This window comes from Candidatus Neomarinimicrobiota bacterium (assembly GCA_030743815.1).
In the GTDB taxonomy this organism is placed as follows: Bacteria; Fidelibacterota; Marinisomatia; order Marinisomatales; family S15-B10; genus UBA2146.
This window is the reverse complement of the sequence record JASLRT010000006.1, coordinates 18432-30720: the sequence shown is the minus strand read 5'-3', so window position 1 is coordinate 30720 and position 12289 is coordinate 18432. Positions and strand designations below refer to the sequence as shown.

Below are 12289 nucleotides of genomic sequence, written 5' to 3'. Positions count from 1 at the left end.
TCAACTTGCTTTGTACCAAGCCTGTTTATTAACTTTGTTCTTCTATGGCGTACGCTCTTTGAAGTAAAAGCATATGATTCATTTGGGGCTGTAGCTCAGTTGGGAGAGCGCTTGAATGGCATTCAAGAGGTCGTCGGTTCGAGCCCGATCAGCTCCACAAATAAGCCCCTCTGAAGGGGCTTATTGTATTATTGCAGGTTTGTTGTCTACTCTTTACAAGCCTCGATGATCTCTAGAAAGACGCGTTCGCTGTCCTTCAGCACAGGCTGGCAGGTTGCAGCCCCCTTGTGACCGCCGCCGCCGTACTGTTTGCAAAGCTCCCCGCTGTCGATGGATGACGTGCGTACGAAGATGGAATGGGCTACCGAAATGGTGTCGAACTCACCCTTCTTCCCATCGGCAATGCGGACGGATATATTACCCTGCGATAATCCGGAAAGCGTATAAATGAGAAAGCGGTTTGCAGCCGGAATATCCTTTCCGCGAACGTCAGTAACAATGACATTGTCACTTAGATGAGATGTTTCGAGGTAGAATTCAGATGCTGCTTCTTGCATCTCGTTGTAACGCTCAATCCGCTCTTTAGTATCTGTCATGGCAAGAATCTCATCGACATTTTTCGCGGTAAGAAGTTCAGGCATTTGCGATACCCACTGGAAATTGCTTATAGAAAAGTCCCTGTGTAATCCGAGTCCGGTTCGCGGATCGATGAGAAAACCGAGCAGAATCGTATCTTGAGGATCGGATACCTGTTCCAGTGTCAGATTAGCGCTGTCAAAGAGATCTGTCTCATGAACAAGTTCTTCGTACTTTTTCAGCTCGGGATGCTCCGGCAAAAAGTACTTATAGACAAGATTAGCTGCACTGGGCGCAACATCCACAAGTCCTTTGAAATCAGACGGCATATCAGGCCGAGATATTTCACTTGAATGGTGGTCGAACCACATATGACAATTTGGGTGATATGGCAGATTGCAGATAATATCCTCATCCGTTACATCAACTTTCGCATCCTGCATATCTTTTGGATGAGCCTGAAATAACTCATCGCACATGCCCAGATCAGTCAAAATAGTGGCACAGACAGTGCCATCAAGATCACCGCGGTAAATAACTCTCATATTTATACACCTCCCATTTATTTTACTAATGTACGAAAAACAAGAAATATGTTCCAATGTAATCCAATTTATTTATCTTGGAGCTGAACAACCTTCAATCGGACTTACGGAAGGCAATATCAACCACGGAGAAATGATGCTGGATCAATTTTCTTCATGCGTCCCGTGGCGGGATGGGCGCAGTATCACACCCATGTCAAGAATCTCTATCTGTGCGGTTCGGGTACGCATCCCGGGGGAGGAATTACAGGCGCACCTGGCTGGAACGCCCGTCGCGAAATCATCCGCGATTTGAAGCGCTAACTATCAGCGAATCTTAGAGAGCAACTTCACCTTATCCAGCAGTTCAATCATTGCCTCATAGGTCAGTCTGCCCGTGTTGACATTCCGCGGACTCGGATGGTAAGCAGACACTAGCTCCATTCCGGATTCGAACGAGTATGTGTTGCCGTGGCCAAACGGATAATCCTTCTTCTTGAATATATATCGCTCTTTGAAGTAATGCAGGCATCCGTCAAAACCAATCTTACCCAATGCCAGCATGCACGATGCATTCGCCAGAATAGTCAACTCCTTTTCAAAGAATGGAAAACAGTTGCTCAATTCATCAGATTTGGGCTTGTCCCCCGGCGGCACGCACTTCAGGACAGGCGTCATGTAAGTTTTGAACAGTTCAAGTCCATCATCCTGGGAATCTGAGTTAGGCTGATTCGCCAGGCCCACATCGTAAAGACAGCGCATAAGGAAGTCCGCCGACTTATCGCCGGTGAATACCCTTCCCGTCCGATTGCCGCCGTGGGCCGCTGGAGCGAGTCCGATGATAATAAGTTTCGCCGCGGGATCTCCATAACCGGGAACCGGTTTGCCCCAGTAGTTCCAGTCCATGAACTGCTTCCGCTTCGCCTTCGCCACCGATTCACGAAACTCCACGAGCCGCGGGCATTGCCGGCATTTAACAATGGCATTGTTGAGATCCTTATGCTTACCTTTCATGAGGAGTGAGCAAAACCTTGCCGAAGTTCTTTCTGTCCTGGATGTACCGATGGGCATCTGCCGCCTTATCGAACGGGAAAATTTCATCTACAACCGGGGCAATCTTCCCTTCCGCCAGCCATTCCATAAGCTGATTCATTCCGCGCTTCAGCCGTTCTCTCTCACGCCAGAGGTGACCCAGATTGCACCCCATCACTCCCTTGTTTGCGTTCATGAGCCGGACAGGGTGGTAGCGTTTTGTAGATAGAAGGGCCTTCAGGCCCGACACAAGGCTGCGCCTCTTTCCCGGAGCGGAGGAGGAAAAGCCGAAGAAGATGACATTGCCCAACGGCCGCAGGCACTGATAGCTGCGCCAGAAGTTCTTTCCGCCGATGGGGTCGAGGACAAGATCAACTCCACAGCCGTCAGTCAGCTGCATCGTTCTCTTCACAAAATCTTCATCATGATAGTCTATCAGCTTTTCTGCACCCATCTTGCGTAGCCGTTCGTGCTTGCCTGAAGAAGCAGTACCGATCACATCAGCTTTCAGAATTGCTGCCAACTGCAGGACCGCGATGCCGACGCCGCCTCCTATGCCGTGGATTAAGACAGTTTCGCCCGCGCTCAGTCGTGCCTGTTCCATCATCATGATGTAAGCAGTAACATAATTGACAGGCAAGGCGGCGGCTGATTCCAGTGATACGTCCTGCGACACTTCAGCCAGTTGGCCGGTTGTTACAATAACCTTATTTGAATAGCCGCCAAACCGTGTGAAACTGACCACCCGCTTACCAATCCACGAACTATCAATACCCTCCCCTGCCTTATCAACCAGCCCGCTCACTTCGTAGCCGATGACACACGGCACCTTGGGCGAATCGGGATACAGACCCATCCGGGCGAGAATATCGGCGAAATTGATACCTGAAAAATGGACATCAATACGGACTTCCCCCTTACCCGGCTCCGGATCGGGTGCATCTCTCACCTGCAGAACTTCTGGCAGGCCGTGTTTTGGTATCCATACCTGTCTCATCTCACCTCCTTAATGCCGTCTAGTGGAATCCAAAACGGTAACGTAGCTTATTTGAATAATTGATATACTTACATAACAGCATCATATTCCACGCTTTATGTCCCAAGTATTGACCTCCAACTTCAGTTTTTCTGACCTTAACCTTGAATTTCCTTCTTCGACTGTTTGAAAAAGTAGCTATTCTCCCTATATTTCGCCGCATTTTTTTATCAATCTAATGCGATTGGAAGACTGAATATGGGAATGATGAATCTTATGCGCGACAGGATGCATTTCATTCTGTGGTTCCTGCTGATCATGTTTCTCGGCAGCATGACGGTCGGTGGACTTGTGGGCGGCGCAGATATCATTAATCAATTGCTGGGCAAGACGGATGTCCGCAAAGCGATTGCGGTTGTTAATGGTCAGATTATTGCACCTGAAGAATTTCATTACCAGCTGAATCATCGCCTGGAACAGATGCGCGCACAGGGTCAAGTAATCGACGACAGGCAACTGGATCAGATCCGCAACGGTCTGCTGGATGAACTGGTGGAGTTCACTCTCATTGATCAACAGATCAAAGAATACGACATCACCATCACAGATGACGACGTCTACTACCATCTCCTGAACAGTCCGCCGCCCACGATTCAGGCTATCGAAGACTTCCAAACGGACGGGCTGTTTGATCGCCAGAAATATATTCAAGCGCTTCAAAATCCGCAGGCAGACGAATGGAGACCGATAGAAGAGTTCGTCAGAGGTTATCTTCCGCGACAGATGCTTTTCGATCAGATCCGGGAGAGTGCAAGGATTACTGAAGAAGAAGTAAAAGCTGAATACATCAAAAGAAATCTGAACTATACCATCTCGGGAGTGGTCATCCGCTCGCATAATTTCAATGATGAAAGTGTCAATCCAACAGCTGATGATATTGAGAATTATTATTTCATGAATCCTGATCTATATAATCGTGACGAATCACGAGTTCTCAGCTATGTTCAGTGGGAGAAAAATCCGTCTGCGGAGGACACTGCCCTCGTCATGCAGGAGGCGGCCGATATTCTCGAAAGAATTGAATCGGGAGACGAGTTTGCTGCCTTGGCAAACGACTACTCTCTTGACCCGGGAAACCTGGGGTCGAACGGTCAGGGACGCGGTGGTGATCTCGGCTGGTTTAGCCGTGGGCAGATGGTCAAACCGTTCGAAGAAGCAGCATTCAATACAGAAGCTAGCGATATTGTCGGTCCTGTAGAATCGAGTTTCGGTTTCCACATTATCTGGGTACGTGAGAAGCGGGATACCGATGGCAAGGAAGAGGTTCTTGCCAGTCACATCTTGCTGAAAGTTGAAATGGGTCCAACGACCAGTGAGAATATACGTAATCAAGCTGAACAGTTTTCCTTTGACATCGAAGATTTCGGTTATAATAGAGCGCTTGAGATGAACACACTAGAAGCGACTCCCCTCCAACCGTTAAACGAGAATACAACATTTTTGCCGGGATTTGGTTACTTTCTATCTCCTGTCCGCTTTTCGTTTGACAGCGAAATAGGTGACGTCAGCGAAATCCTGGAGTCAGACCGTTCATTTGCCATATTCAGACTCGATTCTATTATTGTAGCCGGTACACAACCTTATAGCGAAGTGAAGAACCAGATTACAAATCAGCTTAAGGTTGAGAAGCAGATGGCTGGCGCCAAACAGCTTGCTGACTCTCTCTACGGCAGTATCAGCGCGGGCACCTCACTTGAATCAGAGGCTCGCTACAATGAGAAGGTAGAATTCGTAGGACCTGTAACGGCTAAACTTAACGGCACGTTTCAGGGCATCGGCAGGAGCACAGCTCTCGTCGGGGCATTGCTCACGTCAGAACCCGGAGATATTCTAACACCCGTTGAGCTGGCCAGGGGTTACGCTATCGTTAAACACGAAGACAGGGACGAGTTTGACAGTATCGATTGGGAAGTGAAGAAGACAGTCCTTCAGAAGGATATGCTTTCCGAACGGGAAAATCAGGCCATCACATCGTGGCTTCAGAAGATCAAGAGTGAAGCCGACATTGAAGATAATCGAAAGTACTATTTCTGAATGACCTTGTACCTCCTCTCAAAAAGGCCTCAGGCTCTCATTAAGATCCTTTAACACTTCTGACGATCCACACCTTTCCAGATAAAAACTGGAACGGTACCATCAGCCTTTATTACATTTCCCTTGTCTACGCAACGAAGGAATACATTCTGATGAGAGCAATGCTTCTCAGCGAGTCCGGGTCGATCAACACGGATCGACTGTATAATGATGATATCCCGCTGCGCACCCCTGGCAAAAAGGAAGTCAGTATTAAAGTAAATGTATGCGGCGTTTGTCGAACCGATCTTCATATTGTTGAAGGCGATTTAAACACACCCCGCCTACCCCTCGTTCCCGGCCATCAGATCGTAGGTACCATCGAGGCTGTCGGTTCCGACGTTGCGGGATTCGCCGTGGGAGATTCTGTCGGTGTTCCGTGGATGAGTTCCACTTGTGGAGTATGTAATCACTGTAAGTCTAGCCGCGAGAATCTGTGCGATAAAGCCCGTTTCACGGGACTCCATGTTGATGGAGGCTATGCCGAGTACGCGGTTGTTCCGCAGCAGTTCGTCTACGGGATTCCCGAAAACCTCCCGACAGAGCAGTCCGCCCCGCTCCTCTGTGCTGGCATCATCGGCTACCGGACTCTGAAGCAGAGCGGCGTTGAACCAGAACAGAAGCTGGGGCTGTACGGATTCGGCGCTTCCGCCCATGTGACGATCCAAGTCGCCAGGCACTGGGGATGCGACGTCTACGTCTTCACTCGCAGTGAGGAGCATCAGTGTCACGCCGAAAAATTAGGGGCAGTCTGGACAGGAAAGGCCGAAGATGATCCTGGTGTTGATCTGGATGCAAGCCTCGTTTTTGCTCCCGCGGGATGGCTGATGGTGGAAGCACTGAAGCGTGTCAGGAAGGGTGGTACAGTCGCGTCTGCCGGTATTCACATGACGCCCATTCCCGAATTCCCCTATGACCTGCTATACGGTGAACGGACAATCACAACCGCGGCCAACGCTACTTTCGATGACGGCGCGGAACTGCTACAGTTGGCGACCGAAATCCCTATCGAGACCGAGATTGAAGTCTATCCGCTGGATGACGCCAATATGGCTCTGAGGGACCTGAAGGAAAGTAGATTCAACGGCGCGGCAGTCCTGAAGATTTGATTCACTCCTCTGTGACTGGTACTACAGCGTAGTCAGAGAAGATCACGCCGGGTTCGATATGTCCCGTTAATCAGATGCCATATCCATCAAGGTCTTCCGACCTCGACGCAGAGAAGTTCATTCGATATTGTAGTGTTTTCTGACCTTCTCAATTACAGTCCATGTACATGATAGACCGTCAGGAAACACAACCTTGTCGCCGGCGCCGAATTCCACTTCCCCGTCATTGGTGGACACCTTAACTCTACCTTCAAGCAAATAACACGTTTCCGTCCCGGAGTATTGCCACGGGAATTGCGACGGCTCACACTCCCAGATGGGCCAAGACTTCATCTCTTCGATCTCCGAGTCAGTAGGCTTACAAACCTCAATCATCAGTTCTGCATCAATCCTTCAGCATCTTCCGCTCGTACCACGCATCCTCGAGCCGCATGTAACCCCGAATGCCGCTCACCAGGCCGAACCTTAGAGGCTCCGGCGGCCACGGGATTGGCTTCCGACCAGCGAAAAAGACATCTGTTCGTTCAGACTCCCTTTCCAGCAGCATCTCTGCCAATGTCCAGCCGTTGTACTGCGTCATGGAAACGCCGTGACCGATGCAGCCCAGACTGTAGACTGCTCTCTCGTCTTTGCCGATGAAACCGATAGCCGGCGCCATATCGAGGGTCACGGAGACGGGTCCACCCCAGCGATGAGTGATTTGCTTCTCCTTCAGCACGGGAAAGATTTCCCCAATATCTTCCTCCAGATCCTGAAAGATGCGGTCGTTCCTGTCACGATCCATATTCATGCCGAAAACTAATCCTACGTCGGAGCCGCCCATGAGCAAACGGTTGTCAGCCGTGAGACGGTAGTAGTGAACGAGGTTACGCGGGTCCTCGATCCCCTGCCGGTTCTGCCAGCCGATCTGGTTAAATTCCTCGTCGCTGAGTGGTTCAGTCAACACAATATAAGTGAACGCTGGCACCTGTCTGCTTTTGATTTCGGGAAAGAAGTGGCTCCAGGCGTTAGTGGCGAAGACTACCTTTTCGCACGTGACTTCGGAACCATTCGATGTCTTGACAGTAATGGCACCATCTCTGATCACAGACTCCACTGGCGTCCCTTCGTGGATCGCGACGCCGGATGCTTCGGCGATCCGCTTCCACTCCCGAGCCATTTTTGCGGGATTGATTATGGCACACCTCGGCTCCCACCATGCACCCAAGTAGAGCGGCGAGCGGACTTGCTCCGCTAACTCATCCTTGTCCAGCCACGAGATGCCTTCTAGTCCTAACTCATTCGCTTTGTCAATCTCATGCCTGATCCGTTTGACGAAGCTTTCTGTCGTCGCGACTCGGAGAAAACCATTGCGCTCGTAGTCGCAAGCCATGTTATGTTTCTTAACGATCTCATCAACGAAATCGACGGCCTGTTCCATGTAGTGGTGAGCTTGGGCCGCCTTCTCCTTCCCGAACAAGACCGACGTGATACTGAGGGTCAGCCCAAAGAGTGTCATAGCGAAGCCGCCATTGCGGCCGCTGGCGCCGTAACCGATGACATCGGACTCCAAAAGGATAACTTTAAGTGCGGGGTCTAACTGTTTCAGATGAAAGGCGGTTGAGAGGCCGGTGAATCCCCCGCCAATGATACACACATCAGATGATTGTGAGGAATCTAATGTAGGATTTGCAGAATAGTCACCCCCCTCAAGCCAGAACGATTTTTCGCGGAAATCATTCATGAAATATTCAAAACTTGAAGGTCCGGCAAACCTTCAAGTTTTGAGATTTTCACCCCTTCGGCACGAAGTACACATCCGTCGGCTTCATCTTCGACAGGCGTTTGAATTTCGCTTCCACTTCCATTCCGATCCAATCGAGGGCGGCTGCGTCAGGATCCAAGCCGAGTATCCGCGTCAATAGGAGTGTGTCCACGCCATCGAACTCCACCAGCGCCAGGATAAACGGCGTTTCGGGCAAAAACTCCTCTGAGCCGAAGTGACAGACGGTGAACGCATGAACTCTCCCTTCCGCCGGAAGCTCAACCCAATCGGTCTCTGAACCGGAGTACATATCGTGTCCCCTCGGCTGGGCGTAGGTGTAGCCCGATTCGGAATCTCGATTGCCAAGAAGGTGCTTGTTTGCCAGACCGGAGAACCACGGCGAGTCCTGACCGAAAGAATGAATATAGTCAATCTGATACGGCTGCTTGATAATAATCGGCTGTTGATGCTTCAGCGCAGCCAGCGTCTCTTCATCTAGTGTAGTGGGAAACGGTGTGTTGAAAAGGACGGTGCCATCGTCGGTTTCCGCCATCTTCACTGTAATCGTCTTCTTTTCGCTCATGGCTATGCCTCCCCTTCAAGAATCGAGACCGTCACATATGTCCCGGTACCGGCGTGACTGTGAATGACTCCCTTGCGGGCGTCCCTGATCTGGAGGGCGTCATCGCCGAAATGCTTGCCGATGGTGCCTTGGAGCTGCCAGATAGCAAAAACCGCCTGCATAAGCCCCGTTGCCCCCACCGGATGACCGCAGGCGATGAGTCCACCCGAGGGATTCACCGGACAAAGCACCTCATCTACAAGATCAAGTCCGTAGTCAATTCCTGATACGAAAGCTTTTCCGCTCTCAGCGAAATCACCTCCCTCTCCGTAACGGCACAGTCCCATGTCTTCGTATGTCTGGATTTCCGAGGATGTATAGGCGTCGTGCAGTTCGATAAAATCGAGCTCTTTCAGAGGATCAGTGATACCCGCATTGGCATATGCCTCTTTCGACGCCATCCTGCCGGCACGGAAAGAGTGGATACCCGGATAGCGGAATCCCTTGTCCCACAGCTGACGATAGTACGCCTTGTCGTCGTCGTTGTCTTCACAGGGAAGCAGATTGCGCTTCCTGAAGTCGTCGAAGTCCTGATGGGGTCTGTCAGCCATCCGCATGGCGTCGGTACCCTTGCCGATGCCGCCCACCACTACTTTCGGCACTGATTGACCGGAGGCTTTTTCCAGTTTCGCCAGACCTTCCTCGCTGGCCAGCACGACAGCCGCGGCGCCGTCGCTCATGACGCAGATGTCGAGCCTAGTGAGAGGCCACGCCACCATGGGAGATTCTCTCACATCTTCCACCGTCAGCTTTAATCGCTTCTGAGCGTAAGGATTGTGGTAAGCGTTCATGTGATTCTTCACAGAGACGTGTGCCATCTGCTCCACGGTGGTGCCAAACTCCTTCATATGGCGCGTCACCATCATAGCGTAGTAGCCCGAGTAGAAACCACCCACGGGATAATCGAAACTGACGTCCGACGCCAGGGCTATGAATTCGTTTCCTTTCCAAGTATTGACGTGGCTCATGGTCTCAAAGCCGTAGGCGATGCAGACATCCATGTATCCCGACGCTACTTGCTTCCACGCCTCCTGAAAGCAGATGCCGCCCGTGGCACCGCCCCCTTCCACGCGATGCCCTGGCTTCGGGCAGAGACCAAGATAGTCCTGCACCATAATGCCCGCCATGAGCTGGCGAGTGAAGTGATCCGAGAAATACGACGCGACGGAACCGTCCACCAACTCGATGAACTGGGGATGCTCCATTCCTATATCCTCGAGGGCGTAGTCATAGGCCTCTTTGACGACGGCCTGAAACGTCTTGTCTGGGCGGGCCTTGGTGAACTTGCTGACGCCGCCTGTTACTGCGTAAACCGGTCTCATGATATCTCCTAGTTCAGTTTTGATCTGCCTTGATCAAGAGAGTGATAGATTAATCTAAATAACGTGTTAATAAACATGATGAATATTGCAATGTTCCGTGAAAACCTCAAGGGAATTACCGCTCAACGGCTCTATGAGTAAAACGCAGCCGTAGATCAGAATTTACACTTTCGCTACGACGTGAGGCGTTTTCAGAGCATAGCTCAGATAGATGAACGGCGTATCAATCGCCGCCACTAGAATCTTTAGCAGATAAGTTGAAATGACGATCTGAACCACAGTCCCGAATTGCAGCGCATTGGTAGAATCAGAGATAAGCTGTGGAAGAATCAAAAAGGCCAAGAAGGAAAAGAGGATAGAGTCAATAAGCTGACTCACCCATGTACTGAGATTGTTCCTCAGCCACAGAAACCGTCCCTGCGTCTTCTGTCGGATGAAGTGGAACGCCCAGATATCGTGAAGCTGTGAGGCGAGGTATGCTGTAAGACTTGCAATGATGATACTGGGCGCAGCCGAAAAAATGGAGCTCATTCCTGCTGCCGCTCCCCAATCATCGGAACTCGGCGAAAAGAAGAGAATGAGTTGCGACATGACCGTGTAGAAGACAGCGGCAAAAAAACCGATATAGACCGCCTCCCGAGCGGCCTTTTTTCCGTAATGCTCAGCCAGCAAGTCAGTGGCAAGAAAAACAGCACCGTAGACCACATTTCCCCCAGTGGCGGCCAGGCCGAACAGCGTAATCTGTTTGGTGACAAATATGTTTGCCAGAACAATACAGACGCCAACATAGCCGTAGAGCCAATGCCGCCCCATTCGGAAAGCTATGAGTGTAAACAGAAGTCCCACAATTGTCTGAATGATGAAGAGTAGTTCGTTACTCATCATCGTTCCAGTGTGCCTTCAGTACGTCCAAGATTATCTTCGGAGGTCTTACAGGATGACCGTCTCTATTTATGAAGGCATGAACAGTATAACCTTCCGCAACGATTTCCGCTTTGGCCTCCTTGAACACCTTGTAGTCAATCCTAAATCTCGCCGTAGGCATAGTCTGAATGATTGTCCTTATGGTCAGGATATCATCAAATGTGGCAGAGCTTTTGTGTTCACAGTGGCTTTGCAGCACCGGCAGAAAAGTGCCACTTTTCTCCACTTCCAAGTAAGGCAGCCCCATTTCCCTCAGCATATGTGACCGGGCAGCTTCAAAGTACTCATAAAAGCGGCTGTAGTAGACCCGCCCCATCATGTCCGTATCAGCATAGATCACCCGTACTGGAAAATCGACGCTGATCACATCATTCCTCCCACACGCCGATGCGATCGTACTTGGCTATGCGGCGTTCTACCAGCTCTTCTGGCTCAATCTGTTCAAGAACATCCAGCTCTTCATTGATCGCCTTTCTGACCTCTTCAGCGATACCGTCATAATCACGATGGGCTCCACCCAGCGGCTCTGTGATAATTCTGTCACAGATCCCCATATCATACATATCCTGTGCAGTTACTTTCATAGCGTCAGCCGCTATTTCCGCTTTGCTGGAATCACGCCAGATAATCGAAGCGCACCCTTCCGGACTGATTACAGAAAACCACGTATTTTCCAGCATCAGCAGACGGTCCCCCATCCCGATACCCAGAGCTCCACCGCTAGCCCCTTCACCGATTACCACAACAACAATTGGCACCGGCAAGATCGACATTTCCATCATATTCCTGGCGATCGCCTCGGCCTGCCCTCTCTCTTCAGCACCCATCCCAGGATAGGCACCGGGTGTATCAACGAAACAGATGATGGGACGTCTGAATTTTGCCGACATTTTCATGATACGAAGCGCCTTCCGATAACCTTCGGGACGTGACATACCAAAGTTGCGGAAAAGATTGTCCTTTGTATTCTTCCCCTTTTGTTGCGCAACAAAAACCACTTGCCGCCCATCTAAAAGACCGACCCCCGTAATGACCGATTTGTCGTCAGCGAAGTGTCGATCACCGTGAAGCTCGATAAAACTGTCTGAGATTCTTTCAATGTAATCAAATGAGTAAGGACGTTTGGGATGTCGCGCCAGTTGCACCCGTTGCCAGCGGCTGAGCTTTGTGTAGGTCTTCTTCACGAGCTTGGCGTGTTTCTTTTCCAGATGCCCTATTTCGCTGTCGAGATCGGCCTCGCCCTCAGAGTTGATCTCTTTCAGATCCTTGATCTTATTCTCAAGCTCAACGATCGGTTTTTCGAAATCGAGGATAAAGTCAGCCACGG

13 protein-coding genes and 1 tRNA gene are annotated in these 12289 nt (G+C 50.5%); 4 read left to right on the top strand and 10 right to left on the bottom strand.

What is annotated here, in order from left to right; genetic code table 11:
- Positions 1-84 precede the first annotated feature (84 nt).
- A tRNA-Ala gene (locus QF669_00685) sits at positions 85-157 on the top strand.
- Between the two features lie 49 nt (positions 158-206).
- Here the strand turns inward: QF669_00685 and QF669_00680 are convergent.
- On the bottom strand, positions 207-1121 hold the full coding sequence (locus QF669_00680; protein ID MDP6455961.1) for an exopolyphosphatase: 915 nt from the start codon (positions 1119-1121) through the stop codon (positions 207-209).
- A gap of 156 nt (positions 1122-1277) precedes the next feature.
- Here QF669_00680 and QF669_00675 point away from each other — a divergent pair, with 156 nt between their 5' ends.
- Positions 1278-1424, top strand: coding sequence for a hypothetical protein (locus tag QF669_00675; protein ID MDP6455960.1), 147 nt, complete (start codon positions 1278-1280; stop codon positions 1422-1424).
- A 3-nt stretch (positions 1425-1427) separates the two neighbouring features.
- Here the strand turns inward: QF669_00675 and QF669_00670 are convergent, their stop codons facing one another.
- Together QF669_00670 and QF669_00665 are read right to left on the bottom strand one after the other, a co-directional pair.
- A complete protein-coding gene (locus QF669_00670; protein ID MDP6455959.1) occupies positions 1428-2114 on the bottom strand; it encodes a uracil-DNA glycosylase in 687 nt (228 codons plus the stop codon).
- Positions 2104-3129: a zinc-binding dehydrogenase gene (locus QF669_00665; GenBank protein MDP6455958.1), complete on the bottom strand. Its 1026-nt coding sequence runs from the start codon at positions 3127-3129 to the stop codon at positions 2104-2106. The genes QF669_00670 and QF669_00665 overlap by 11 nt, the downstream gene beginning before the upstream one ends.
- A gap of 243 nt (positions 3130-3372) precedes the next feature.
- Between QF669_00665 and QF669_00660 the strand changes: the two genes are divergently transcribed.
- Together QF669_00660 and QF669_00655 are read left to right on the top strand one after the other, a co-directional pair.
- Entirely contained in the window at positions 3373-5202 is a 1830-nt protein-coding gene (locus QF669_00660; GenBank protein ID MDP6455957.1) for a peptidylprolyl isomerase, read from the top strand.
- A gap of 152 nt (positions 5203-5354) precedes the next feature.
- Positions 5355-6350 carry a zinc-dependent alcohol dehydrogenase family protein gene (locus QF669_00655; GenBank protein ID MDP6455956.1) on the top strand — a complete coding sequence of 332 codons (996 nt, stop codon included), beginning with the start codon at positions 5355-5357 and terminating at the stop codon, positions 6348-6350.
- A gap of 117 nt (positions 6351-6467) precedes the next feature.
- Here the strand turns inward: QF669_00655 and QF669_00650 are convergent, their stop codons facing one another.
- The 7 genes from QF669_00650 to QF669_00620 form a co-directional block, all read right to left on the bottom strand.
- Positions 6468-6725, bottom strand: a complete 258-nt coding sequence (locus QF669_00650) for a cupin domain-containing protein (protein ID MDP6455955.1) — start codon at positions 6723-6725, stop codon at positions 6468-6470.
- Between the two features lie 10 nt (positions 6726-6735).
- A complete protein-coding gene (locus QF669_00645; GenBank protein MDP6455954.1) occupies positions 6736-8073 on the bottom strand; it encodes an FAD-binding oxidoreductase in 1338 nt (445 codons plus the stop codon).
- 49 nt (positions 8074-8122) lie between these two features.
- Positions 8123-8677, bottom strand: coding sequence for a Zn-ribbon domain-containing OB-fold protein (locus QF669_00640; protein ID MDP6455953.1), 555 nt, complete (start codon positions 8675-8677; stop codon positions 8123-8125).
- Between the two features lie 2 nt (positions 8678-8679).
- On the bottom strand, positions 8680-10038 hold the full coding sequence (locus QF669_00635) for a thiolase domain-containing protein (GenBank protein ID MDP6455952.1): 1359 nt from the start codon (positions 10036-10038) through the stop codon (positions 8680-8682).
- A gap of 162 nt (positions 10039-10200) precedes the next feature.
- Entirely contained in the window at positions 10201-10923 is a 723-nt protein-coding gene (locus QF669_00630) for a queuosine precursor transporter (GenBank protein ID MDP6455951.1), read from the bottom strand.
- Positions 10913-11329 carry a thioesterase family protein gene (locus tag QF669_00625; protein ID MDP6455950.1) on the bottom strand — a complete coding sequence of 139 codons (417 nt, stop codon included), beginning with the start codon at positions 11327-11329 and terminating at the stop codon, positions 10913-10915. The genes QF669_00630 and QF669_00625 overlap by 11 nt, the downstream gene beginning before the upstream one ends.
- A 1-nt stretch (position 11330) precedes the next feature.
- On the bottom strand, positions 11331-12287 hold the full coding sequence (locus QF669_00620) for an acetyl-CoA carboxylase carboxyltransferase subunit alpha (GenBank protein MDP6455949.1): 957 nt from the start codon (positions 12285-12287) through the stop codon (positions 11331-11333).
- Between the last annotated feature and the right edge of the window lie 2 nt (positions 12288-12289).

Bases quoted from the DNA above. Each gene is read 5' to 3' on its own strand.
- QF669_00665 (MDP6455958.1), bottom strand. From the start codon at position 3,129: ATGAGACAGGTATGGATACCAAAACACGGCCTGCCAGAAGTTCTGCAG.
- QF669_00645 (MDP6455954.1), bottom strand. From the start codon at position 8,073: ATGAATGATTTCCGCGAAAAATCGTTCTGGCTTGAGGGGGGTGACTAT.
- QF669_00630 (MDP6455951.1), bottom strand. From the start codon at position 10,923: ATGATGAGTAACGAACTACTCTTCATCATTCAGACAATTGTGGGACTT.
- QF669_00635 (MDP6455952.1), bottom strand. From the start codon at position 10,038: ATGAGACCGGTTTACGCAGTAACAGGCGGCGTCAGCAAGTTCACCAAG.
- QF669_00670 (MDP6455959.1), bottom strand. From the start codon at position 2,114: ATGAAAGGTAAGCATAAGGATCTCAACAATGCCATTGTTAAATGCCGG.
- QF669_00650 (MDP6455955.1), bottom strand. From the start codon at position 6,725: ATGATTGAGGTTTGTAAGCCTACTGACTCGGAGATCGAAGAGATGAAG.
- QF669_00680 (MDP6455961.1), bottom strand. From the start codon at position 1,121: ATGAGAGTTATTTACCGCGGTGATCTTGATGGCACTGTCTGTGCCACT.
- QF669_00655 (MDP6455956.1), top strand. From the start codon at position 5,355: ATGAGAGCAATGCTTCTCAGCGAGTCCGGGTCGATCAACACGGATCGA.
- QF669_00640 (MDP6455953.1), bottom strand. From the start codon at position 8,677: ATGAGCGAAAAGAAGACGATTACAGTGAAGATGGCGGAAACCGACGAT.
- QF669_00660 (MDP6455957.1), top strand. From the start codon at position 3,373: ATGATGAATCTTATGCGCGACAGGATGCATTTCATTCTGTGGTTCCTG.
- QF669_00675 (MDP6455960.1), top strand. From the start codon at position 1,278: ATGCGTCCCGTGGCGGGATGGGCGCAGTATCACACCCATGTCAAGAAT.